22 protein-coding genes and 1 tRNA gene are annotated in these 23763 nt (G+C 49.9%); 22 read left to right on the top strand and 1 reads right to left on the bottom strand.

The features are described 5' to 3' along the window. Positions 1-7 precede the first annotated feature (7 nt). From L6H70_RS24650 to L6H70_RS24640, 3 genes are all read left to right on the top strand, one after another. The gene (locus tag L6H70_RS24650; RefSeq protein WP_236336828.1) at positions 8-988 is read left to right on the top strand and encodes a mechanosensitive ion channel family protein; all 981 of its coding nucleotides are present in this window, start codon (positions 8-10) and stop codon (positions 986-988) included. Next, complete coding sequence (locus tag L6H70_RS24645; protein WP_236336827.1) at positions 988-1200, top strand: DUF951 domain-containing protein; 213 nt, start codon at positions 988-990, stop codon at positions 1198-1200. The genes L6H70_RS24650 and L6H70_RS24645 overlap by 1 nt, the downstream gene beginning before the upstream one ends. Positions 1201-1243: 43 nt before the next feature. After that, positions 1244-1334 (top strand) — tRNA-Ser (locus tag L6H70_RS24640). 370 nt (positions 1335-1704) lie between these two features. Here the strand turns inward: L6H70_RS24640 and L6H70_RS24635 are convergent. Continuing rightward, on the bottom strand, positions 1705-1902 hold the full coding sequence (locus L6H70_RS24635) for a YjzC family protein (RefSeq protein ID WP_054942637.1): 198 nt from the start codon (positions 1900-1902) through the stop codon (positions 1705-1707). A 216-nt stretch (positions 1903-2118) separates the two neighbouring features. Between L6H70_RS24635 and rpsF the strand changes: the two genes are divergently transcribed. The 19 genes from rpsF (at position 2119) to L6H70_RS24540 (ending at position 23756) form a co-directional block, all read left to right on the top strand. Next, positions 2119-2403 (top strand): 30S ribosomal protein S6, encoded by a 285-nt coding sequence (gene rpsF, locus L6H70_RS24630; protein WP_054942636.1) that lies wholly within the window; start codon positions 2119-2121, stop codon positions 2401-2403. A 47-nt stretch (positions 2404-2450) separates the two neighbouring features. Continuing rightward, on the top strand, positions 2451-2951 hold the full coding sequence (gene ssb, locus L6H70_RS24625; RefSeq protein WP_236336826.1) for a single-stranded DNA-binding protein: 501 nt from the start codon (positions 2451-2453) through the stop codon (positions 2949-2951). Between the two features lie 21 nt (positions 2952-2972). Next, complete coding sequence (rpsR, locus tag L6H70_RS24620; protein ID WP_019914552.1) at positions 2973-3245, top strand: 30S ribosomal protein S18; 273 nt, start codon at positions 2973-2975, stop codon at positions 3243-3245. 160 nt (positions 3246-3405) lie between these two features. Beyond that, on the top strand, positions 3406-3780 hold the full coding sequence (locus L6H70_RS24615; protein ID WP_236336824.1) for a VOC family protein: 375 nt from the start codon (positions 3406-3408) through the stop codon (positions 3778-3780). A 437-nt stretch (positions 3781-4217) separates the two neighbouring features. After that, positions 4218-6176 carry an endonuclease MutS2 gene (locus L6H70_RS24610; RefSeq protein ID WP_236336822.1) on the top strand — a complete coding sequence of 653 codons (1959 nt, stop codon included), beginning with the start codon at positions 4218-4220 and terminating at the stop codon, positions 6174-6176. A gap of 281 nt (positions 6177-6457) precedes the next feature. Further along, positions 6458-8173, top strand: a complete 1716-nt coding sequence (gene opp4A / locus L6H70_RS24605; RefSeq protein WP_236336820.1) for an oligopeptide ABC transporter substrate-binding protein — start codon at positions 6458-6460, stop codon at positions 8171-8173. A 402-nt stretch (positions 8174-8575) separates the two neighbouring features. Next, positions 8576-9613, top strand: a complete 1038-nt coding sequence (locus tag L6H70_RS24600; protein WP_236336818.1) for an LCP family protein — start codon at positions 8576-8578, stop codon at positions 9611-9613. Between the two features lie 180 nt (positions 9614-9793). Continuing rightward, positions 9794-10219 carry a CBS domain-containing protein gene (locus L6H70_RS24595; protein ID WP_206102597.1) on the top strand — a complete coding sequence of 142 codons (426 nt, stop codon included), beginning with the start codon at positions 9794-9796 and terminating at the stop codon, positions 10217-10219. A gap of 179 nt (positions 10220-10398) precedes the next feature. After that, positions 10399-10710 (top strand): MazG-like family protein, encoded by a 312-nt coding sequence (locus L6H70_RS24590; RefSeq protein ID WP_054942629.1) that lies wholly within the window; start codon positions 10399-10401, stop codon positions 10708-10710. Positions 10711-10716: 6 nt separating this feature from the next. After that, a complete protein-coding gene (locus tag L6H70_RS24585) occupies positions 10717-11634 on the top strand; it encodes a DUF2232 domain-containing protein (protein ID WP_236336817.1) in 918 nt (305 codons plus the stop codon). Between the two features lie 11 nt (positions 11635-11645). Continuing rightward, positions 11646-13655, top strand: coding sequence for a DHH family phosphoesterase (locus tag L6H70_RS24580; RefSeq protein ID WP_236336814.1), 2010 nt, complete (start codon positions 11646-11648; stop codon positions 13653-13655). Then, positions 13652-14098, top strand: coding sequence for a 50S ribosomal protein L9 (gene rplI / locus L6H70_RS24575; RefSeq protein WP_236336813.1), 447 nt, complete (start codon positions 13652-13654; stop codon positions 14096-14098). The genes L6H70_RS24580 and rplI overlap by 4 nt, the downstream gene beginning before the upstream one ends. 1 nt (position 14099) lies before the next feature. Next, on the top strand, positions 14100-15461 hold the full coding sequence (dnaB, locus tag L6H70_RS24570; protein ID WP_236336812.1) for a replicative DNA helicase: 1362 nt from the start codon (positions 14100-14102) through the stop codon (positions 15459-15461). A 212-nt stretch (positions 15462-15673) separates the two neighbouring features. Further along, positions 15674-16960, top strand: a complete 1287-nt coding sequence (locus L6H70_RS24565) for an adenylosuccinate synthase (protein WP_236336811.1) — start codon at positions 15674-15676, stop codon at positions 16958-16960. A gap of 183 nt (positions 16961-17143) precedes the next feature. Next, entirely contained in the window at positions 17144-17791 is a 648-nt protein-coding gene (locus tag L6H70_RS24560) for a hypothetical protein (protein ID WP_236336810.1), read from the top strand. Positions 17792-18193: 402 nt separating this feature from the next. After that, positions 18194-19723 (top strand): peptidoglycan DD-metalloendopeptidase family protein, encoded by a 1530-nt coding sequence (locus L6H70_RS24555; RefSeq protein ID WP_236336809.1) that lies wholly within the window; start codon positions 18194-18196, stop codon positions 19721-19723. Between the two features lie 192 nt (positions 19724-19915). After that, positions 19916-20647 carry a response regulator YycF gene (gene yycF, locus L6H70_RS24550; RefSeq protein WP_054942622.1) on the top strand — a complete coding sequence of 244 codons (732 nt, stop codon included), beginning with the start codon at positions 19916-19918 and terminating at the stop codon, positions 20645-20647. Next, positions 20647-22482, top strand: coding sequence for a cell wall metabolism sensor histidine kinase WalK (gene walK, locus L6H70_RS24545; protein ID WP_206102589.1), 1836 nt, complete (start codon positions 20647-20649; stop codon positions 22480-22482). Before yycF ends, walK begins: the two co-directional genes overlap by 1 nt. Further along, on the top strand, positions 22479-23756 hold the full coding sequence (locus tag L6H70_RS24540) for a YycH family regulatory protein (protein WP_236336808.1): 1278 nt from the start codon (positions 22479-22481) through the stop codon (positions 23754-23756). Before walK ends, L6H70_RS24540 begins: the two co-directional genes overlap by 4 nt. Positions 23757-23763 lie beyond the last annotated feature (7 nt).

Below are 23763 nucleotides of genomic sequence, written 5' to 3'. Positions count from 1 at the left end.
GGATCAAATGAATAGATGGATATTAGAGGCGACAACGCCTGATAATCCTGTAGAGCAGGTGGTCCACTTCAAGGATAAAGTGTGGGAATGGGTTACGGATGCAAATATGTGGGCGAACGTGCTTTTCTCAGGTCTGAGGATTTTACTAATCATTGTTCTGACCCGGGTTATTATTAAGGTCGTATACCAAATTATCGACCGCTCGATGGAACGCGAAACCAGGGGCAGATTACTGGCAAACAGCCGCCGCTTCTCTACCGTAGGCGGGCTACTGAAAAATGTGGTTACGGTCATCTGTAATTTTGTCATGATTATGCTGATTCTTTCGGAATTCAATTTCAATCTTGGGCCGCTGCTGGCCGGAGCCGGTGTTGTTGGTCTGGCTATCGGTTTCGGAGCACAGAGTTTGGTCAAGGATGTAATTACCGGTTTCTTTATCATTTTTGAGGATCAGTTCGCAGTAGGCGACGTGATTCAGACGGGAACCTATAAAGGAACCGTAGAAATGATCGGCCTCAGAACAACCAGGCTGCTCAGCACGACAGGCGAGGTTCATATTATCCCTAATGGCACGATCGTCAACGTAACGAATTATTCTCTGGCTAATGCCTTGGCGGTGGTGGATGTGCCGGTGAAGATTGAGCGGGGGCTTGAAACCACACTTGCCCTAATCGGCGAGGCTTTGCAGGGGATTGAGGAGCGGAATGAAAGTATACTGACTTACCCGAATATACTGGGGATTCAATCCATGAATACTTCTGAATACGTAATTCGTGTAGCGGCCAATTGCCAGCCCAATGCCAGAGATGCAGCACAGCGGCAGATCCAAAGCGATATTAAGCAAGCACTGGAGAAGCAGACGGCGCTGGAAGAAGCGGAGGCTGAGCGGAAGGCCCGTGAGCATGAAGTGCAGGCCGAAGAGGCGGGAGACGCTGTTCCGCGAAGACAGGTCGCAGCTGCTCAAGAGGGAGAAAAGGGGGAGAACTGATGGAACGGAAGGTTTTTCAATTAGGGGATATTGTTCAGATGAAGAAGCCCCATCCCTGCGGAACCAATGAAATGGAGATCATCCGGATGGGGATGGATATTCGGATAAAATGCGTCGGCTGTCAGCACAGTGTTCTAATCCCCCGAGCCAAATTCGAGAAAAACCTGAAAAAGGTGCTGCGCTCAAAAGAAGAGGGCTTACAAAATATTTAAGCTTGCAAAACTGTAAATGACATGATACAATAAATCTTGCTGCGGAGAGGTACCCAAGTGGCCCAAGGGGGCTGACTCGAAATCAGTTAGGCGTGTCACAGCGTGCGTGGGTTCGAATCCCACCCTCTCCGCCACTACAGCACAACTAATATCATTGATAAATAGAACCTTCGCTATTGCGGAGGTTTTTTTGTTTCCAGACTTGAAATATTGTCACACCAAGCACAACAAAAAGAGAGATCCTTGCGGATCTCTCTCCAGAGGCAGTACATCAATGATGTTCGGAATTTCTCTGTTTATAGCCGCTAAAGTGATTGGGTATTGCAAAAGCTGATACCTTTTTTAAGGGCCAGCCTTACTGTTCCCGGGTTACAATAGTTGCTGAATCAGAATCCCAGTGATTGTGTTCGTCTACGACGTCCAACGGAACCACACCTCTCTTTTGTACTGCCTGAGTTTATTATGGGCCGGAACCCGTTTTCTTATACAAGTAATATGAAAAAATTAATGAACCCGGGCCTTTTCAACCTTTTTCCACTTACGGTCCTTGTTTGTTGTTTCAGGGAAGGTATCTCCCTTTTCCATCGTGATGCGTTTTGGATTCGTAATTTGGGTGTGGAAGCTGCGGGCTTCTCCTACTTCTGTATAGACTCCCGGGTTTGGTGCTTTGTCGCCTTTTTCATATTCTGTTTGTTCACCCATGTTGATCCCTCCTCAGATGATGTGGTAATGCGGTTATATTGTGCGCCGGCTGGGTGCTGTTCATGTAGCCCATAAGCTCCCATGATCTGCCGAGGATTATTAGTACTTGCAATCAGCAGAACTATTTGGTATATTAATTTGGTGCGAGTCTATGTTTGTGCTCGTTCCTTGCTCCTGACGTGATCAGGGGCCGCAGACCATAAGGAGGTGAAAATTATGCGCAAATATGAAGTCATGTACATTATTCGTCCTGACATTGAACAAGAAGCCGTTCAAGCAGCAGTCGAAAAATTCCAAGGCGTCATCTCCAACGGCGGAGAAATTACAAAGCACGATGTGCAAGGTAAACGCCGTCTTGCGTATGAGATCAAGAAATTCCGTGATGGCGTTTATGTTTTGGTTAACTTTACTGCAGAACCTGCAGTAGTTACTGAACTCGAGCGTCTCATGAAGATTTCCGACGAAGTTATTCGTTATCTCATTACGAACGACGTTGCCTAAGATCTTGACAAGCTTTGTAACGAATCGCTTAAAAGGAGGGGATTGAATTGTTGAACCGTATCATTCTGATCGGTCGGTTGACCCGTGACCCGGAACTTCGTTATACTCCCGCTGGTGTTGCCGTAACGCAGTTTACGCTTGCCGTAGACCGCAACTTTACGGGCCAGAACGGTGAACGCGAAGCGGACTTCATCCCGGTAGTAACCTGGAGACAGCTGGCTGAGACCTGTGCCAATTACTTGCGCAAAGGGCGTCTGGCAGCCGTAGAAGGCCGCATCCAAGTACGGAATTACGAGAATAACGAAGGTAAACGTGTATACGTTACTGAAGTTATTGCCGATAATGTCCGTTTCCTGGAATCCTCGCAGAATCGTGAAGGTGGCAATGCGCCAAGTGGCGGAAGTGTACCCGAAGAACCATCCTATGGTGGCGGCGGTAACAGTGGACGCGGAAATAACAACAATTTCTCGCGCAGCAACAATAATCAAGATCCTTTTTCGGGCGATGGAAAACCGATCGATATATCGGACGATGATTTGCCATTTTAATAAGGAAGGACTGAACTGAACATGGCTTTCAAACAAAGAGAAGGCGGAGACAACGACAAAAGACCGGCACGTCGTGGTGGACGCAACAAGCGCAAAAAAGTGTGCTACTTCACTGTGAACAAGATTACTCACATTGATTACAAAGACACTGAGCTTCTTAAGAAGTTCATCAGCGAACGCGGAAAGATTTTGCCGCGTCGTGTAACTGGTACAAGTGCAAAATACCAACGCGCTCTGACCATTGCTGTAAAACGCTCGCGTCAAATCGCGCTGCTGCCTTACACAACGGAATAGGACGTTTTACGAAGCAGCCGGGAAACCGGCTGCTTTTTTGTTATGTCTGCGGAAGAGTATGGGTAGCTGATTCAAGGCTTGGTAACCAGCGCCGCCATTGTATATAATAAGAAGAAGTGACGGCTGGTTGCTGTCCAATTAAAAGGCCGGAGGAATAACGATGATTAGTGCAAGCCCCTATGTAATTATTGAGAATGTACGTGAATCAGTGGAGTATTACCAAAGCGTATTTGGCGGTGAAATCAAGGTACTGAATGAGCATAACGGCAAGGTGCTGCATGCCGATCTGGTGCTCGGATCCAGCCTGATCCATTTCTCTGATGATTATGGCCGGGGTGCCAAAACAGAGAATGTCAGCATCATTATGGCGCTGGATAGTGAAGAAGAGCTACGCAGCATCTACGGGAAGCTGGTTGAGGATGGCGGAAAAGTCCAGGTAGAGCTGCAAAAGACCTTTTTTGGGGCGCTTCATGGACAAGTTGCCGACAGCAGGAATGGAATCACTTGGGTTTTCAATTTCTTCACTGGGAATTGACTCTCTTAGCAGAATGTAGTAAATTACAGGTATCCTATAACTAAAGGGGAAATTTTGATGTTGGTGAGCGTTCTTAACTAAGCAATTTCATATCACTTGAGGATAAGTAGCAGCAGGACTCATTTTTACCGGAGGCTTGCTCTGTTTGAGTATGTGCAATCATACCGAGTTCTTATCGCAGAGTGGATGATTAGTTAAGAACACGCGAAGCGTCAACATGGCCTCTTTACGGCTATTGTTCTCTTTGTGATCAACCGTGCTCTTGAGCACGGTTTTTTCTGTTTTCCGGGCATGATTTTTGTCGTGAAGCCGGAGGTCAGCACATCAAGGGGACAATACCATTCGAATGAGGGCAAGGACTGCATAGTGCAGTCTTTGCCCTTTTTTGCGTTAGGAACAAATACCGATGACAGTTGAAGAATAGAGGAGGAATACCAGTGAATTTGGAAAGTCTAAGCACACTCGGGTATGAAGATATTAAAAAGGATGTAGCACGGCATGCCGTATCCTATGAAGGCCGGAGAATGGTGAGTGAACTGAGTCCGATGACATATCTGCCGGCTATACACCGGGCAATGGATGAAACAGAAGAGGCCAAGGAGCTGCTGGAGCGCGGGGCAAGTGTTCCACTGCCTTCATTAGAGGGTATCGAATGGATCATGTCTCTGATGGGTACCGGGTATCTCTACAATGAGCAGGATTTCACAGCCATCGTTACTTTCCTGAACAGCTGCACTCAGCTGCGCAAGTATATGGCCTCTAAAGAGCAGATTGCCCCGCGTATTGCTGCTTATGGAGCGTCACTGCTGGAGCTGAGGCAGGTAAGGGAAGAGATTGAACGCTGTATCCGCTTCGGGGTAATTGATGATCAGGCAAGCAAGGGACTGGAGCGGGTGCGGAAGAAGCTGGCAGTAGCTAAGGAACGGCTGCAAAGGAAGCTGGAGAGCATTATGTCCAGGCATCAGTCGATCCTTCAGGAGAACCTGGTCAGCATGCGGGGCGGCCGGTATGTGATCCCTGTGAAACGGGAGTATCACAAGCAGGTGAAGGGGTCTGTGCTGGACCAGTCCACCAGCGGGCAGACAGTGTTCGTGGAGCCTTATGAGGTAGCCGCCCTGCAGGGCGAGCTTGAGCTGCTGGCAGCGGATGAAGCCAGAGAAGAGAGTATCATCCTGAGTATGCTGAGCGGCCTTGTAGAGCAAGAGCAGGAGGCGCTGCGTATCAATATTGAGGTAACAGGCACCTATGATTTCATCTTTGCCAAGGCTAAATACGCCAGAACTCTCGGGGCTAGGAAGGTGGCCTTGAATGAGCGTGGATTCTTACGGATGAACGGCGGCAGACATCCCGAACTGAAGGATATGGTACCTGTAAGCCTGGAGTTTGGCCAGGGCTATAAATCACTGATTGTTACCGGCCCTAATACCGGCGGGAAAACAGTTGTTCTCAAGACGCTGGGCCTCCTGACCGCGATGGTACAGTCCGGGCTGCTGGTTCCCGTAGAGGAGGACAGCGATTTTACGGTATTCTCAGATATGATCAGTGTGATCGGAGACGGACAGAGCCTCACACAGTCTCTAAGCACCTTCTCGGCCCAGATGAAGAGTATAGAGGGGATGCTGCGTTACGCTGGCAGAGGTGTGCTGCTGCTGATTGATGAGCTTGCGGCGGGGACAGACCCGGGAGAGGGCTTTGCACTCTCCATTGCTATTCTGGAGGAGCTGAACCGGCGTGGGGCCAATATCATAGTTACCACACATTTTAGCGAGCTAAAAGTATTCGCAGCGTCTACCCCGGGTTTCGAAAATGCGCGGATGGAGTTTGATAAGGATACACTGCAGCCATTATATCGGCTGACAATCGGCGAGGCTGGAGAGAGTTACGCGCTGCAAATTGCCGAGAAGCTGGGCATTCCTGCGGAGGTTATCCGGCGTTCACACCAGCTCGTGGTGCAGCAGCGGGAGCAGCAGGGTCCGGAGACGGCGGCAGGCAGAGGGAAGGGCATAAGAGCATATGCCAAGCATGAGCTGCGCAGAAATCCTGGGGAAGATAAGCCAGCCCGGGTAGAGGAAGAGGCGGATTCGGCAAAAGACAACAAAAACCCGTCATCCGGCTTTGAAATTGGCGATGCCGTTTATGTCAGCTCCCTTAACCGGACAGGAATCGTTTATGCAAAACAAGACAGTATGGGCATAGTCGGTGTAATGATCCAGAAGGAAAAAATGCGCTTCAACCATAAACGGCTGAAACCCTACTTGTCTAAGGATGAGCTGTACCCGGAGGACTACGATTTTGATATTATTTTCGAGACCAAGGAAGACCGAAAAAAGCGCAAGCTGATGCGAAAACGGCATGTAGAGGGGTTAAGCATCATCCGCACAGACGAAGAGGATTGAACGGAGATTTATAGCTGCAGGTCTGCCCGTTGGGCAGGCCTTTTTTGCCGGGAGAATAACCTCTCAGATACAGCATCCATTTATTGGGCTTCACATCTGCTCGATTATTGGTTATCCTCAATATTGTAGTTTGTTAAATTCATGATTTAAAAATTTACGCATTATATGATATATATAGCTTATTATGGAATTAGATGAGAGTAATAAAAACCATTTTTAATAAAATAAATATTAGAAAACGCTTTCACTTGAATGCAGGTATAGAAGAAAGGAAGGACTTCATGCTTAAATTGAAGATCAGCGGACTTCTGCTGGTAATGACTATTATTCTGTCGGCATGTAATGGCGCTGGTTCAGGCGGCGATTCCTACCCGGTACGCTACAGCAAGGCGGAGGATAAAGCCATCTCAGGCGGTACCGTTACTTATGCATATACTGCTCCGTTCCAGGGCCTGTTTGACCCGGCGTTTTTTGAGGGCGACGATGATTCCAATGTGCTTGATTTCATTACTGAGGCCATGTTTACTGTGAAGGATGATTTGACAACCGTTCCTAACATCGCTTCCTGGAAGGAATCCGATGACCATACCGTATTTACCTTCAACATCAGACCGGGGGTCCGCTGGCATAATGGAGATGAATTAACGGTTGAAGACTGGAAATTTGCGCTGGAGACGATTGCAAGCCCTGATTATACAGGCTCCAGGTATTATAGTGTGGAAATGATAAAGGGCGTGGAAGCCTACCATCGCGGAGAAACAGATGAGCTAAGCGGTGTAAAGGTTATAGACCCGTACACACTAAGGATTACCGTGAATTCGGCACGGGTGAACACCATCGACAACTTGTGGCCGTATCCGATGAATAAGAAATATTTTAGCGGAGTAGCTGTTAAAGATATGGCCGACAGTGATCAGGTACGCAAGAGGCCGATCGGCATTGGCCCCTTTGAGGTGAAGGAGATTCAGCCCGGCCAGCTTGTCCGGATGCAGCGGTTTGATAATTATTATAAGGGCAAGGCTTTATTAGATGGTATTAATTATAAGGTAGTAAAGGAGAGTGAGATTACCGGACTTTTGAAAACGGGCGGCATTGATATTGGTACGGCACCGCGGGATACCTTTGCCGCACTTAAAGAGCTCGATAACATATCCCTTATGCAATCGCCGGAGCTGTCTTACGAATACATAGGCTTTAAATTCGGCCATTGGGATGAAACTGCACAGCGGAATGTGATGGACAACCCCAAATTCACCGACAAACGTCTGCGCAAAGCAATGTATTACGCCTTGGACCGGGAAGGGATCATTAACCAATACTCCTATGGACTGGGCAAGCTGATTGAGACACCGATTCCAAGCTCCAGCTGGGCCAAGATTCCCGATACTGAAATTGATACGTATCCATACAGCCCGGAGAAGGCGGAGGTTCTGCTTGATGAAGCGGGTTATCTCGATGTAGATGGCGATGGAATGCGTGAGGATCCGAAGGGCCAGAAGCTGGTTATTCATTATGATGCTATGAGCGGCAGCAGTACAACCGAAGAGCGTACACAGGCTATTTTACAGAACTGGCGGGATGTAGGGTTAGATGTGCGGCTGAATGGCGGGGCACTCAAGGAGCTGAATCTGTTTTATGAGGCAGTGGAAAAGGATGACTCTACTGTTGAATTATTCAACGGAGTATGGGGACTGGCAAGCGACCCCGATCCTTCAGGACTCTGGCGGGCAACCGATTTGTGGAACTACTCCCGCTGGTCCTCAGAGCAAAGTGAAGAGCTGATCCGTGAAGGAGTGGGGAACAAAGCCTATGATAAGGAATACCGGAAGCAGATTTATTATGAATGGCAGAAGCTGATTAATGAGGAAGTACCGATGATCTTTTTTGCAGAGCGGGTAAATATTACTGCTGTGAACAAGCGCCTGCAGGGTGTGCATGTCGATTCCATGAGCAATATTATTGAGCCGGACAAGTGGTGGATTAAGGAAATAGATTAAACAGCAACAGAACCGCAGGGCCCCCGTGATGTATACGCATAGGGCCTGCCGGTTCTGTTTTTTTTTGCCGGAATAAAACAAATCGCAATTTTGAGCGTCATATACTTAAGTAATTACCGGCAGCTAACGTACTATTAATGTCGTTTTTTGTTATTTCTTTTTAAGGCACAAGTGATTACAATAGAAATATTGTTTGTGTCAAAGCAGTTTTCCAGGTTTATTCTACAATTAGAACGACCCTGATTCCTGAAAGGGGGGACAATAAGACCGAATAGGGCAAGTGAAACGGCCTAGAGAAATTCAGACATGAGTGCCTGGTAAGCGACGGGTAGGCATTGTAAATAGATCGCAAGCAATCATTTGTTTATTCTGTATATTCCAACACAAAGAAGGAAGCCATTTATGAAAAAAAATAAGTTTAAAAAAAGGTATATAGCTCTTATAGCCGTTGTAGTCATTCTCGCCGGAGGCTTTTTGTTTCAAAAACCGCTTTCTGTCCTGGCCTTTGATCTTTTCCTGGCCGACCGGGTGGAGTCCAAACTGGCAGAAGAGTCGTATGAGCCGCTGGTTAAGGACAGCACGTCCACTGTACAAGCGGAACCCGTTGTCTACAAAAGCGATCCGTTCTCCTTAATGCTGCTGGGGACAGATCAGCGGGCGAATGAGACAGCACGTTCGGATACGATGATCTATGCCGTTATCCGTCCGGAGGATTACAAAATTCTGCTGATCTCCATCCCTCGCGATACGTATACGGAAATCATCGGGCACAAGGGCAACAAAAAGGATAAAATCACCCATGCGTATGCTTTCGGCGGTCAGCAGATGGCAAAAGATACACTGGAAGCGCTGCTCGGCCATGACATTCAATATTATGCAACGATCAATTTCCAGGGACTTAAGGATGCGGTCGATGCCATCGGCGGTGTTCCGCTGCCCATCAAAAAGGATATTGTGAACAAAGGCGCTGATCATGAGAAGTTCACCATCGAAGGCGGCAAATCAAACTATAGCGGCGAAGAAGCCCTTAATTATACCCGCTACCGCGAAGACAGCGATTTTAACCGGACGAAACGCCAGCAGGTCTTTATTGATGTAGTTGCGAATAAAATGTTATCAATCAGCCAAATTGGCAAAATCCCTGAACTGCTCGATATTATGGGCGAGAATTTCAAGACTGACCTGCAGCCTTCCACCATTATTAGTCTCGCCAAAAAGTTTATGGGCGGCAAGGATATGGATATTTCCAGCTTTACCGTCATGGGTGAAGGCAAAAAGATTAACGGTGTATATTACGATATCGTCGATGAAGAGGATTTGAGCGAAGCCAGAACGATGATCGACAACTGGATGAATGCCGGCACTCCGGTAAGCCAGCTGATCGAGCCGGGCAAGGCTGAAAATGCACTGGAGCCTTCGGCTACAGCAGCAGCACAGTAATCAGCCCGTAGCAAATACCATAAGAGTAAGAATGCAGCAGCCATGTGTAATGTTAGTGGCTGCTGCTTCCTGTCTTCATGGTATAATGGAGTGGAACGAATTGCTGGGTAAGGCGTATTACTACGGGTGCCCTAAATAGCAGGGTTAATTCCTTCGGAACTCTTTGAGGAGGATCAAGAGATGAATATTGCGTTTTTTTTACTTCCTAAACAAGAAGTGGCCTGTGTTACCTTGGATTCAACACTGCGCCAGACCTTGGAACGGATGGAGTTTCACCGCTATACCGCTGTACCGATTCTGAACCGCAACGGAGAATATGCCGGCACGGTGACAGAAGGGGATCTGCTCTGGTACATGAAGGATTCGGGCGGGACGGTTACCTTTGAGAATGCTTCAAAATATTTGCTGAAGGATGTACCGCTGCGGATGAATAATCTGCCGGTCTCGATCGATGCTGATATGGAAGATCTGATCAACCTGGCTAAAGTGCAGAACTTTGTGCCGGTGGTTGATGACATGAACCGGTTCATCGGTATTGTCCGCCGGAGTCAAATCATTGAATATTGTGAGAAGGTCGTCTCCCGGCAATCGCAGGAATCTTTATAACCTATATATCACGGCAGAAGCAGATGAACTTTAGGGCCTGTATTTCCGGCGATAACGGAATGCGGGCCTTTTTTGAAAGGCAAGTATTTGCAGTTACCAGGGGGCCGGACCCTCCCGTGTGACTGGGAAATATTTATGCTATAATGGAGAATAATGCTTTTTGCCGGAGGTAGAGAGACATGCCCAATGTGCCGAAGGATCTGGATGTGGCCAAACGCGCCAAGGTTATTGAGTGGTTAAAGACCGAAGTAATCGATCAAGTCTCACGGTTATTTAAAGCGCTTTGGGAAGGCAGTACCGCCCGTGTAGGCGACAGTCTGGCGAGTCTGATTATGAGCTCTTATATCTTGGGCCGCAGACTTGGCATTCCTTACCGCGAACTGGATGATTTATTACTGGAGAAGCTAAGAAAGCACAGGCAGGAAGGGCATCAGCTTGAAGAATGGTACCAGGATATATCTGCGTTAGAAGAACATATGCGTAAGAGGTGAAAACTGTTGAAATTTCGCTGGACATCTGTGGCATGGAGCATCGCCTACTTGCTGCTGCTGCTATCCCTATCAACCCCGCTGCTCATCATTACTACACTTTTCTTAACTATTCCGGCCGTAGTGTTGTTCACTACCCTGAGTACAAAACAGTTTATTGTGCATCTATTGCCGATCCTGCTGATTGTAGGCCTGATTACACCTGTCTACGTATTGTTAGCACTGTATTTCCTGATCCCGGCTTTAGTGATGGGACGATGGTATAAAAGACGCTCCTCGGCATTATCCACCATCATGGCAGGAACCGTTACCATTCTGGGTGAGTTTCTGCTGCTGCTGGTGATTGGTACAGCGCTGTTCAATTTTGATCTTTCCACTTACGTGAATGATATGATGCAAATGGTAATGTCTCCGCTCTCCGATCTGGGTACAGGCAATCCGATGATCAGTGAGTTCAACCTTACATCTGAGGATGTAAACACAATCAGTCATATGACGATACAGGTCATTCCGATGACTCTGATTCTAAGCTCCTTTATGATGGCTGTAATCACCCACTCCATTGTTCGCCCTATCCTTAACAGTATGGGATATGCGGTTCCGAAGCTGAAGCCTGCGCGCGAATGGAGACTTTCAAGATCTTTTATCTGGTACTATCTGCTGGGCGTTGTAATTAGCCTGTTCTCTGGCAATTCGGATAGCAGCTTTATGCTGATGATCTCCGCCAATATGCTGCCATTACTCCAAATTGTATTTAAGATTCAGACCATCGGGTTCGTGTTCTTCCTGGTCCATGAGCGCAAGTGGAGTAAGATTGTGGCTATATTGCTGTCACTGCTCGTTGCCTGGCTGCCGGGGCTTTGGATTATCGGTATTATCGATATTGCGTTCCCGCTGCGGGAGCTTGTGAAGAAATCGAAACGATAGGGTGAGAGGTCATGCCTAAATTTCTGCAAAGACGCTGGCACGGCTATCATACCGTCTGGGCGTTTATGCTGCTGCTGGTCCTTATTATCATCGTCAGTATCTACAACTGGGTTCTGGGTGTGACCAGTCTGTTTCTGGCCGGCACCTTGTGCTTCTCGATGCTGCAGGCGGAGCTGGCGTTCCGGCGCAATCTGGTGGAATATATTAACGGCCTGTCCTTTCGTATCAAGCGGGTCGAAGGGGAAGCGGTCAGTATGCTCCCCCTTGGAATCATCCTCTACAGCGAGGACCGCACGGTGGAGTGGAACAACCGTAATGCCAGTGATATTTTTAGCCGCAAATCGCTGGTAGGCGAAGAGCTGCAGGAATTACTACCTGATGTAGTGCCTGGACTGACGGGCACTGGTCCGGTCAAGCGGGAAACCGCTAAGGACCTCGGCACACTTAAGGATGTCAGACAGGAGATCACTGTAGACGACCGGTATTACCAGGCTGTGATTATTCCTAGTGAACGTATGCTGTATCTATATGACATTACTGAGCTTGTAGTGCTGCGCGAGCGCTATGAAGAAGAGAAACTGGCTATCGGCATTGTAATGATGGACAATCTCGATGAAGCGGCTCAGGGCATGGATGATCAGCAGCGTACCTCGCTGATCGCCAAGGTGGCCAGTGAGATTACCGAGTGGAGCAAGCAGTTCGAGGTGTATCTCCGGCGGCTGTCTTCCGAACGATATCTGATGCTGCTTAATCATCGCAGCCTGCAGGCACTGGAGGAGAGCCGGTTTGTCATCCTCGATGAGGTGCGCGAAATGACTGCCGACCTCAAGGTGCCGATGACGCTGAGCATCGGCCTCGCGTATGGCGCAGAGTCTGCCAGCGAGCTGGGAGCGCTGGCGCAGTCCAGTCTGGACATGGCGCTGGGACGAGGCGGAGACCAGGCAGCCGTGAAGGCGGGCCAGCGCCTGTCCTTCTACGGCGGCAAGAGCAACGCCGCAGAGAAGCGGACGAGAGTCCGGGCGCGGGTTATTGCCCATGCCCTGCGCGATCTGATGCAGGAGAGCGATAAGGTGCTGATTATGGGGCACCGTAACCCTGATATCGATGCCGTAGGGGCAGCGATTGGCCTGCTCAAGGCGGCCCAGATGTACAATGTGGAAGCCAGTATTGTAATGGAGACGCCTAATCCCTCCATTACCCGGATGATGGAGCAGATCAAGCGGGACGAGGATCTGTATAAGACCTTTATCACCACAGAGCAGGCGCTGCAGGTCATGACTGAGCATACACTGCTGATCGTTGTAGATACCCATAAGGCTTCAATGACGATGGAGCCGCGACTCGTGCAATATGCCAGCCGGATTGTGGTCGTAGACCATCACCGGCGGGGCGAGGAATTCATCAACGAAGCGGTGCTGGTGTATCTTGAGCCGTATGCATCCTCCACCTGTGAGCTTGTGACAGAGCTGCTGCAGTATATCCACGATAAGATCAAGCTTAGTCCGCTGGAGGCAACCATGCTGCTCGCCGGGATTACGGTAGACACGAAGCATTTTGCCCTCCATACCGGATCCCGCACCTTTGAAGCGGCAGGTTTCCTGCGGCGGATCGGGGCGGATACAATCCTCATCCAGCGGATGCTGAAGGAGGATTTACAGGAGTATATCTCCAAAGCCGAAATTATCAAGCATGCGCGAATGGTGTATGATCATATAGCGCTGGTTGTAACCGCACCGGGAATGAAAATCCCGCAGCTGCTTATCGCCCAGACTGCCGATACGCTGCTTGGGATGACTAACGTGGTGGCGTCCTTTGTCATCAGTGAGCGGCCTGACGGCCTGATCGGCATCAGCGCCCGTTCACTCGGGCGGATGAATGTTCAGGTAGTGATGGAGAAGCTGGGCGGCGGCGGACATTTGTCCAACGCTGCGGTACAGCTTGAAGGAACAAGTAAGGAAGCAGAAGCCAGACTGCTGGAAGTGCTGGCTGAAATTGAAGCGAAAGAGGGGCTGTTCGAATGAAGGTCATTTTCATAAAAGATGTTAAGGGACAAGGTAAAAAGGGGCAGGTTAAAGAGGTATCGGAAGGATATGCAGCCAACTTCCTGCTGCCGCGCGGGCTGGTTCGTCCAGCTACAGAAGGCAATGTAAAAACACTGGAGAACCAGGCCGCTGCTGAACAGCGCCGCAAGGATCAAGAGAAGGCAGAAGCACAGCAGCTCGGCAAGAAGCTGGACGAGCTGACACTGACGCTAAAAGCTAAATCGGGAGAGGGCGGTCGCCTGTTCGGCGCAATCACCAGCAAGCAGATTGCGGAAACGCTGGCTGCATCCCAAGGCATCGTTATTGACAAGCGCAAAATTGAACTGAGCGACCCGATCCGCCATGTGGGTACATTCCAGGTTCAAGTGAAGCTGCATACTGAAGTAAAGGCTAACCTCACGGTTCAGGTAACGGAGGAGTAACATGGGTGGAGATCTCTTTTTCGATCGGGTTCCCCCGCAGAATCTGGAGGCGGAGCAGGCCGTACTAGGTGCTGTTCTGCTGCATGATGAAGCGCTGATTACCGCGATGGAGCGGGTGAATACCGAAGACTTCTACGATAAACCGCATCAGATGATTTTTGAGGCGATGGTGCAGCTCGGAGAAGAGAGCCAGCCGATTGACCTGATTACCCTGACTTCCCGGCTTCAGGACAGGGGAGAGCTTGAGGATATCGGCGGTGTCAGCTATTTGGCTAAGCTGGCGCATGCAGTGCCGACTGCGGCCAACGTGGACTATTACGCTCAAATTATCGAGGAAAAGGCGATGCTGCGGCGGCTGATCCGCACAGCGACGCAAATTGTCAGCGAAGGTTATACCGGCGGTGAAGATGTAGGCATCATGCTAAGCGATGCGGAGCGGCGGATCTTAGAAATCTCTAACCGCCGCAGCGGCAGCGGGTTTATTGCCATCCGCGATGTCCTCATGCAGGTATTTGACCGTGTAGAGCTGCTCCATCAGAACAAAGGCGGTACCTCAGGGATTCCTACGGGGTTCGTCGATCTCGACCATATGACTAACGGCTTCCAGCGTAATGACTTGATCATTGTGGCTGCCCGTCCTTCTGTAGGGAAGACGGCATTTGCACTGAATATTGCCCAGAATGTGGCGGTCCGCGCCAAAGAGACGGTTGCCATCTTCAGTCTGGAAATGTCGGCACCGCAGCTGGTACAGCGTATGATTTGCGCTGAAGCCAATCTGGATGCCAATATTATGCGTACCGGTGAATTCAAGAGCGATGACGACTGGTCCAAGCTGACGATGGGAATTCAGTCTCTGTCTGAAGCCGAAATCTATATTGATGATACGCCCGGGGTTACCGTTACGGATATCCGCGCCAAATGCCGCAGGCTTAAGAAGGAAAAGGGCCTTGGCATGATCGTCATCGACTACTTGCAGCTGATTCAGGGACGCGGCAAGGGCGGGGAGAACCGCCAGCAGGAAGTATCGGAGATCTCGCGTACACTGAAGCAGATTGCCCGCGAATTGGATGTACCGGTCATTGCCCTGTCCCAGCTTAGCCGTGGTGTAGAGCAGCGTCAGGATAAACGTCCGATGATGAGTGACCTTCGTGAGTCGGGTTCAATCGAGCAGGATGCGGATATCGTAGCCTTCCTGTACCGTGATGATTACTATAACCAGGACACGGAAAAGAAGAACATTATTGAAATAATTATTGCCAAACAGCGTAATGGTCCTGTAGGCACCGTAGAGCTCGTTTTCTTGAAGAATTTCAACAAGTTCGTCAACTACGAGCGGGCGCATGCTGAACCATTTGCAGGTTAGGCGATTTATGCACAATATCCGAACGATTGCACATTTCCTTGTGTGATCGTTCGTTTTTATTTGACTTTAAAAAGTACCGCTGTTACACTGGTTATTGTGCTTTAGCGGGTTAAACCGCATAGCGTCCGGAGGGCTGCGTACATAAGAACGCTGTACAGAGCCCATATTATGAAAAATAATGGTGCTAAGCTAGCACCTACGGAGGAATGAACATGTCAACGGTAGTCGTCGTGGGAACACAATGGGGAGACGAAGGCAAAGGGAAGATCACGGATTTTCTGGCGGAGAGCGCAGATGTGGTCGCCCGGTATCAGGGGGGTAACAATGCCGGTCACACGATTCTGATTGACGGGAAGAAATTCAAGCTGAGCTTGATTCCATCTGGTGTATTTTATAAAGAGAAAACTTGCGTAATCGGTAACGGAATGGTGATCAATCCCGAAGCCCTGATCCAAGAAATTAATTATATTCATGAGAACGGCTTCGACACCAAAAATCTGGTGATTAGTGATCGTGCCCATGTCATTATGCCCTATCATATGCTGCTGGATGCGCTTGAAGAAGACCGTAAAGGCCCGAACAAAATTGGCACGACCCGTAAGGGAATCGGCCCCGCTTATATGGACAAAGCTGCCCGCAACGGTATCCGGATCGCCGATCTGATGGACGCTGAGGAATTCGAGCTTAGACTTCGTCACTTAATGGAAGAGAAGAACCAGGTTATCACACAGGTATACGGTGCAGAGCCGCTTGATGTGGAAGAGATTCTGGTAAAATATCTGGAATATGCAGAAGTGCTTCGCGGTTATGTAACCGACACGTCGGTTGTACTCAATGATGCGATTGATGCGGATTCCAGAGTGTTGTTCGAGGGCGCACAAGGTGTAATGCTGGATATCGACCAAGGAACATATCCGTTTGTAACTTCCTCGAATCCATCAGCCGGCGGTGTATGCATCGGTTCCGGTGTGGGTCCTTCGAAGATCAAGCAGGTTATCGGCGTTGCCAAAGCTTACACAACCCGTGTCGGCGATGGCCCGTTCCCTACAGAACTGAATGATGCAACCGGCGATTACATCCGTGAGACCGGCCATGAATACGGTACTGTAACCGGACGCGCACGCCGTGTCGGCTGGTTTGACAGTGTAGTTGTACGTCATGCCCGCCGTGTCAGCGGAATTACCGGTCTGTCACTCAACTCACTGGATGTACTCAGCGGCCTGGATACAGTCAAAATCTGCACAGGCTACAAATACCGCGGTGAGGTAATTACCCACTACCCGGCCAGTCTCAAAATGCTGGCTGAATGTGAAGCGGTCTATGAAGAGCTTCCAGGCTGGAACGAGGATATTACCGCAGCCAAGACTTTGGACGATCTGCCGGCCAATACACGCCGATACGTAGAACGTGTAGCAGAGCTTACAGGCATTCCGATTGCGATCTTCTCCGTAGGACGTAACCGTGAGCAGACTAATCAGGTATTGCCTATCTACATCTAAGCTGTAAATCACAAGGGTCCCGGAGGGGGCCCTTTTTTTTGTACACAGTGTATTCCATGGTGGTACTCTCTTTGCCCGCTGCAGGTTTCCCACTGCTCAATCTGGTCAATACTGGAAGAATACAGTGCTAAAGGACTGATCTTACGGGAAATGGGATAAGACAGAGGGCAAGGAGAGATGATGGTGAAAATAGTCAAAAGTGCAATTGGCGTATGCCTGATTGTCGTGCTGGCCAGCGCGCTGTCCGTACTGACTACCGCCTATGTAGTCAATACGTATATTCAGTCTGTTCTGGCAAGCTTTGATATTAAACTGGATGGACCGGAACCGGGCATCGGCGGCTTTGTGAAAAGTCTGACGGGAATGGGGTCGAAGGCGGATTCTACGGATATTAAGGACGATCTGAAGGACACTGTTCCAGCTGCAACCCAGACGGACAAGAAGAATACCGGGAATACACCCGCTAATGACAGCGACAAGGCTGTAGAGGAAAAGGTTCCTGAAGATGCCTTGGCCGTTATGGGAGAAGCTGCAGATGCGGACGAACAGGGTAACGGGGGCATGGATCAGCAGCTGGTTATGACACCGGATGCGATGAGCGAGCTTAAGGACAGCCTGCCAGCTGAGGAGAAGGCCAATATCTTCAATATTCTGATGACCAAGCTTCCACAGGAGGAGATGCAGAAGATCTCCACAGCGATGGAGGATGGATTGACGGAAAGTGAAGTGAAGGAAATACAGGGAGTCATTGCCAAATACGTGGATCAGGATGAATATGAGATGCTAATGAAAATGCTTACACCTGGGGCGGATGAGAATGTACAGGATTAAAAAAGCGTCACTTTATTGACACAATTATAATGTTTAATCGTCATATTTTGGATAAAAACCCGCGATTTTCGCGGGTTTTGCCATGACAACTAAGTTGAAATTTTTCTCCCGGCTATGGTACAGTAAAAAAGGACTAGAAGGGGTTAAATTTTTGTAACCTTTTAAACGGCTGAAAAACATAGGTTTCACGGCATGATTTATACTTATATTTTTCGCTAGACGAGGGGGATATTGTCCGGTTTCTTAAGGGCTTTAGAACCGTATCTTCTCAGTTCAGGACAACAAGATCATTCACACTAACGCAAATAGAAAAATAGATGCAGCAGAATATATATAAGGGGTCGTAAAACAAGCTTGTCCGCTCTATAGCGGACTGAACGGGCAATTGAAAGGGAGAGTTTGATGAAGGGATTTAAATTCATGCGCCGGATGGGGAAGCTGCGGAGCAGTGAACAGACACCCGCGGAATTCAGCGCAGAGAGCGAAGCCAATGTCTTTCATCAGGAACCTAAACCGCGGAGATTGCGGCGCTCCTGGATTGCGGCTTATGCCGGTCTGGTGCTGCTGTCTGCCTTTTTAGTCGGGGCAGAGAAGAAATATGTGGCCGCAAACACGGTAACCTATTACAAGGTACTGGTGAAGGGCGAGGAAATCGGCAAGATCAGTGAGGAGTCTGAACTTGACCGGCTGTTCGAAGAGAAGCGTCAGGAATATCAGACGAAGTATCCGGATTCAGTGATGGTACTGCAGACAAGCGGTATTACCACGGAGCAAGAGCAGGCGTATAAACCGGAAATTGACAGTGAAGGTACCCTAGACAAGCTGAATGGCATGCTCAAGGCGTACGCGGTCGGTGTACAATTGACTGTCGATGGTAAATCTGTTGGGATCGTCAAGGATCAGGAGACAGCAAATGCGGTGCTGAATGGCATCAAAGAGCATTATGCTCCGGCAGTAGCTGCGGCGGCTGGTGCCCAGCTGAAGAAGATGTCGGCTGCCAGCAGCAAGACTCTGGCTACATCGGCTGGTGGGGATAAGATCAAATCAGCCTCCATTGAGGAAGAAGTGAGCATTGTTCCGGTAAAGGCTGACCCTAACAAAGTGATGAGCGTGGAGGAAGCAGTCAAGGCACTGACCGAAGGCAAAGAGGAGCCAGTTGTCTATACCGTGCAGGAAGGCGATACGATCTCCGGAATTGCCAAACGGTTCAGCATTACGCAGGATGAGATTTTCCGAAACAATCCTGCAGTGAAGGAGCTCACCCTGCAGATCGGGGATGAGCTGCAATTAACGGTTCCGCAGCCTGCGCTTACGGTAGTTACGGTAGAACAGGTGACCGAGCAGGTAGTTACAGAACCTGAGGTTATTGTCCGTACCAGCGATCAGCTGCCAGCAGGCAAGAGCAAGGTAGTGCGCCCGGGCCAGACCGGGCTGAAGGAAATGCAGTACCGGCTGACGAAGGAAAACGGCCTGGTTGTGAAGGAAGAGTGGCTCGGCCAGACAGTAGTGAAGGAATCACTGCCTGAAGTGGTCTACCGGGGAACGAAGGTTGTCGGTGAAGGAACAGGCATGTTCGCCTGGCCGGTCAGCGGCGCAGCCTTATCCAGCAGCTTCGGCGAACGTTGGGGACGTGTTCATAAAGGGGTCGACCTTGTATCGGGCAACCGCACCATTAAAGCAGCCGATGCCGGAACCGTAACTTTCGCAGGGGTGCAGAGCGGGTACGGTAATGTGGTTATCGTCGACCACAAAAATGGGTATGTGACATATTACGGCCACTTGAGCAGAATTTCTGTATCGGTTGGACAACGGCTTGAGCAAGGCGGCAAGATTGGCATTATGGGCAACACGGGGCGTTCGACCGGTACCCACCTTCATTTCGAAATCCGCAAGAACGGTACAGCGGTCAATCCGCTGAAATACTTGAAATAATCCATAACATACCTCAGCCGTCCGGATTTTCCGGGCGGCTTTAAGTTTGACCAGAGGTAGGATGTGACGCTAGATAAGGGAACTTAAGCACGAAGTTCTAATGGAACATTCTTAAGTTCACGTTCTATAGGACAGGTATGTTAAAATAAGAGAATCAATGATAAGTATGGTGAGAAAGGTGAAGCTGAGCATATGCAGATGGGAACGATTCTGGTAGTAGACGATGAACAGCCTATTGCTGATATTTTAAAATTCAATTTAGAAAAAGAAGGCTATGAGGTAATCTGCGCCTTTGACGGCAACAGTGCGGTGGAGCTGGCGCTATCTATTCGCCCCGATCTGATGCTGCTTGACCTCATGCTTCCCGGCAAGGACGGAATGGATGTCTGCCGTGAGGTGCGCTCAGCCCATCTGGATATTCCCATCATTATGCTCACAGCTAAGGACGGGGAGATTGACAAGGTGCTTGGCCTTGAGCTTGGCGCTGATGATTATGTGACCAAGCCCTTCAGCACACGTGAGCTGCTGGCCAGAGTCAAGGCCCAGATGCGGCGCCAGCATAAGCCGACTCCGCCCGGATCGCTAAGCGAAATGGCAGAAAGTAAACAGGGCGTGCATCACTTCGGCCTGTTCGTCGATACCGATATGTATATGGTCTATAAAGACGGCGAAGCACTGGACCTGACACACCGCGAATATGAGCTGCTCTACTATATGATCCGCCATGCCGGCAAGGTAATGACGCGGGAGCACCTGCTTCAGGCTGTATGGGGCTTTGAATACTTCGGCGATGTGCGGACCGTGGACGTAACGATCCGCCGTCTGAGAGAAAAAATTGAGGAGAATCCCAGTAAACCGGAATATATCTTCACCCGGCGGGGACTCGGTTATTTGATGCATAGCCCCAAAAGCGGAGGCCTGTGATGAAAAAAGGGCTGTCCTTTTTCCGGACGATTCAGGCCAGGTTGACTATTATCTATGTCCTGCTGATTCTAGTGGCGATGCAGCTGATCGGAGTTTATTTTGTCAGTTCGATGAAGAATTCACTGACAGAGAATTTCACCAAGGATCTGAAGGCCAGGGCAGAGATGCTCTCGATCCTGACTGCAGACAAGCTCGGCAGCGAAGCCGGAACCGCAGATGAAGAAACGGCAGTAGAGAGCCTTCGCGGTATGGTCAACAATCTGTATATCAACGGTGCAGAGATCCAGGTGCTTGATGCAAGCGGAAAAATCATTACTACGTCTGTCCCCTCCCAGAATGATTATGTAGGACAGCGTAATACCCAGACTGTGGTCAGCCGGGCGCTGCAAGGCATCAGCGACAATGAAGAATATATTATTGCCGATGATAATGTGCGTAAGAAGGTCGTAGCCAAGCCGGTGCTTTCCGGTGATAAAGTGGTAGGGGCTATCTACATTGCCGCTGATATGAAGGATTTATACGCCACCATGAGCCGGATTAACAGCGTGTTCCTCTCAGGACTGCTCCTGGCACTGGCGCTTACTGCCGTATTGTGCGTGATTCTTGCCCATACGATTACTCATCCGATTAAAGAAATGACCCGGCATGCCACCGCGCTTGCCGAAGGCCGGTTTAACCGTAAAATGCCGGAGTTCGGCAATGATGAAATCGGGCAGCTTAGCCAGGCGTTTAATTATATGACAGGCAGGCTTCGTGAAGCTCTGTCTCAGAACGAGGAGGAGAAGGAGAAGCTTGCCTCGATCCTGACGAATATGAGTGATGGAGTTGTAGCGACCGACGAGAGCGGGGTGGTCATTCTGATGAATACCCGCGCCGCGCACATGCTGGGCTCGGAAGGCCCGCTGCCGGAAGGTGCGCCGCTCGATGAGCTTCTCGGCCTGAATCATGAGCAGTCGGGATCACTGGCGGAGGGTAATGCCCAATCGGCAATGATTCACCTCTCTCCGATGGGCGGAGGGGATCCCAATATCGTTAGGGTTACCTTTACTCCAATCCACCGCCGTGAAGGCGGCGGAATCGCCGGTACGATTGCCGTACTGCAGGATGTCACCGAGCAGGAGAATCTGGAGGAATCGCGGCGCGAATTCGTAGCCAATGTCTCGCATGAGCTGCGGACGCCGCTGACGACGATCAAGAGTTATGTCGAAGCCCTTGATGACGGTGCACTCGATGATCCGCAGCTTGCTGTACGCTTCGTCGGGGTTATCCGTAACGAGACTGAGCGGATGATACGCCTCGTAACCGACCTGCTGCATCTCTCGCGGCTGGATTCGAAGGAATCCAGCCTGCGTATTCAGCAGACGGATATCTCCGAGATGCTGGAGGATGTCGCTGACCGGTTCTCCTTCCAAATCCGCCAGAAGCGGATTCATATCAGTACAGTTGTCCATAAGGATGTCGCCTCCGCCTGGCTGGACCGCGATCAGATTGATCAGGTGCTTGGCAATCTGGTCTCCAATGCGCTGAAATACACGCCGGAGGGCGGGACGATCAGCCTGCAGGCAGTGAAGAGCGAGGACGGCATGCTGGCTATTTCCGTACGGGACTCCGGTATCGGGATTCCTAAGAAGGATATTGAACGGATCTTTGAACGCTTTTACCGGGTGGATAAGGCCCGTTCGCGGAATATGGGCGGTACCGGACTTGGATTGTCCATTGCCCGGGAAATTGTCAAAGCCCATGGCGGTTCGATTTCCCTGCAATCCGAGCTTAACGAAGGCTCACTTGTCACATTTACGCTGCCTCTGCATCAGCAAAGGGGGAGTGAGGGATGAAAGAAAGAATAAAAACCTGGGTCCTAGCTTTATTGGTAGCTGGCAGTCTGGTAGAAAGCTATTATCTGATATACCGGCTTCCAGGCAGTGATTCAGCGGTATTGTCAGAGAACCTGTATGTAAAGACAGACAATATGGGCCCGGAAGAAAAGGTTGAGAATCTGCTCTATCCGGATAGAATGATTATTCATATGGGCGGGGACAAGCATACCTTGTTCTACCCTGACTCTACTTTTTATGATCTGATTCTGGGACGCCTCAAAGGACGCGGCTTTGAGAGCTTCCAGCGGCGCCCGGTGCAGGATTTCAACTGGGATCAGATCCGGAAGGAGAACCCCGGCATTGAGCTCTCCTTCGGTGCGGGCATCCCAGTGACGCTGCTGCAGCGGGTCATGCAGCTGTCTCCTGATTCGCTGTTTGAGGGGGAGAGCATTGACCGGATTTGGATTTACAATGTGAAAAATGACTCGAAGGCACATGCCGTCTTTTTCAGCACCAGGGGTGACATCGTTTATGAAGCGGCTAAAGCCGATCTCACCGTCCAGGACGTGCAGCAGCATGTCGATTTCGGGACGAACTGGTTGCCTTATACGGCAGTGAATGGAGATTATTATGTGCCTGAGCAGAAGCTTCCTCTGGTTGAGGCTGAGCTGCCATCGGGGATGTATACCATAGAACAAATGCAGAGCAACCTGTTCTTCGATGCAGGGAGTACCAGGTATATTCCGGAGAAGGACGGCTCCAAAATCTATACGGACAGCAAGCGCAGCCTTCAGGTTGACCAGGAGCAGAACTGGATGAGTTATAGTGATCCTGCGGCGCTGCCTGCCGGAGACAGTACGCCTGCAAAGGATGCGCTGGAAGCGGTCGACTTTGTTAATCAGCACGGGGGATGGAACGGAACTTACCGCCTGGCGTCGACGGAGGAGGACAAGCAGGAACGTAAAGTCTCTTTTCAGCAGTATTACGGCTCCTATCCGATCCTGAGCAAACCGCAGCTGCAGTATGGCGTCATCAATTTGGAGCTGCAGCAGGGAACCGTATCGTCCTATGAGCGTTCGCTGATGTATACGGAGGAAGACCAGGCTGTAAAAACGCTTGTGGAGCTCCCCGGAGGAGAAGAACTCAAGACAAAGCTGGCACGGATCGGCTCAAGCTCGCCTGTGAAGGATCTGATTCCGGCCTATATCCCTGTAGAGCAAAGGGAAACGCTGCGGCTGGTGCCGGTCTGGCGGGTGACACTCGAGGACGGAAGTGTGCTCACATTGAATTAGAGTTTAT

Source organism: Paenibacillus auburnensis (assembly GCF_927798115.1).
In the GTDB taxonomy this organism is placed as follows: Bacteria; Bacillota; Bacilli; order Paenibacillales; family Paenibacillaceae; genus Paenibacillus_AQ; species Paenibacillus_AQ auburnensis.
This window is presented reverse-complemented; position numbering and strand designations above follow the sequence as displayed.

What these genes read in the sequence shown, in the direction of transcription:
- L6H70_RS24565 (WP_236336811.1), top strand. Translation starts at nt 15,674, where the DNA reads ATGTCAACGGTAGTCGTCGTGGGAACACAATGGGGAGACGAAGGCAAA.
- L6H70_RS24590 (WP_054942629.1), top strand. Translation starts at nt 10,399, where the DNA reads ATGCCCAATGTGCCGAAGGATCTGGATGTGGCCAAACGCGCCAAGGTT.
- dnaB (WP_236336812.1), top strand. Translation starts at nt 14,100, where the DNA reads ATGGGTGGAGATCTCTTTTTCGATCGGGTTCCCCCGCAGAATCTGGAG.
- rpsF (WP_054942636.1), top strand. Translation starts at nt 2,119, where the DNA reads ATGCGCAAATATGAAGTCATGTACATTATTCGTCCTGACATTGAACAA.
- L6H70_RS24595 (WP_206102597.1), top strand. Translation starts at nt 9,794, where the DNA reads ATGAATATTGCGTTTTTTTTACTTCCTAAACAAGAAGTGGCCTGTGTT.
- yycF (WP_054942622.1), top strand. Translation starts at nt 19,916, where the DNA reads ATGCAGATGGGAACGATTCTGGTAGTAGACGATGAACAGCCTATTGCT.
- L6H70_RS24650 (WP_236336828.1), top strand. Translation starts at nt 8, where the DNA reads ATGAATAGATGGATATTAGAGGCGACAACGCCTGATAATCCTGTAGAG.
- walK (WP_206102589.1), top strand. Translation starts at nt 20,647, where the DNA reads ATGAAAAAAGGGCTGTCCTTTTTCCGGACGATTCAGGCCAGGTTGACT.
- opp4A (WP_236336820.1), top strand. Translation starts at nt 6,458, where the DNA reads ATGCTTAAATTGAAGATCAGCGGACTTCTGCTGGTAATGACTATTATT.
- rpsR (WP_019914552.1), top strand. Translation starts at nt 2,973, where the DNA reads ATGGCTTTCAAACAAAGAGAAGGCGGAGACAACGACAAAAGACCGGCA.
- L6H70_RS24580 (WP_236336814.1), top strand. Translation starts at nt 11,646, where the DNA reads ATGCCTAAATTTCTGCAAAGACGCTGGCACGGCTATCATACCGTCTGG.
- L6H70_RS24540 (WP_236336808.1), top strand. Translation starts at nt 22,479, where the DNA reads ATGAAAGAAAGAATAAAAACCTGGGTCCTAGCTTTATTGGTAGCTGGC.
- L6H70_RS24555 (WP_236336809.1), top strand. Translation starts at nt 18,194, where the DNA reads ATGAAGGGATTTAAATTCATGCGCCGGATGGGGAAGCTGCGGAGCAGT.
- L6H70_RS24645 (WP_236336827.1), top strand. Translation starts at nt 988, where the DNA reads ATGGAACGGAAGGTTTTTCAATTAGGGGATATTGTTCAGATGAAGAAG.
- rplI (WP_236336813.1), top strand. Translation starts at nt 13,652, where the DNA reads ATGAAGGTCATTTTCATAAAAGATGTTAAGGGACAAGGTAAAAAGGGG.
- L6H70_RS24635 (WP_054942637.1), bottom strand. Translation starts at nt 1,902, where the DNA reads ATGGGTGAACAAACAGAATATGAAAAAGGCGACAAAGCACCAAACCCG.
- L6H70_RS24615 (WP_236336824.1), top strand. Translation starts at nt 3,406, where the DNA reads ATGATTAGTGCAAGCCCCTATGTAATTATTGAGAATGTACGTGAATCA.
- L6H70_RS24600 (WP_236336818.1), top strand. Translation starts at nt 8,576, where the DNA reads ATGAAAAAAAATAAGTTTAAAAAAAGGTATATAGCTCTTATAGCCGTT.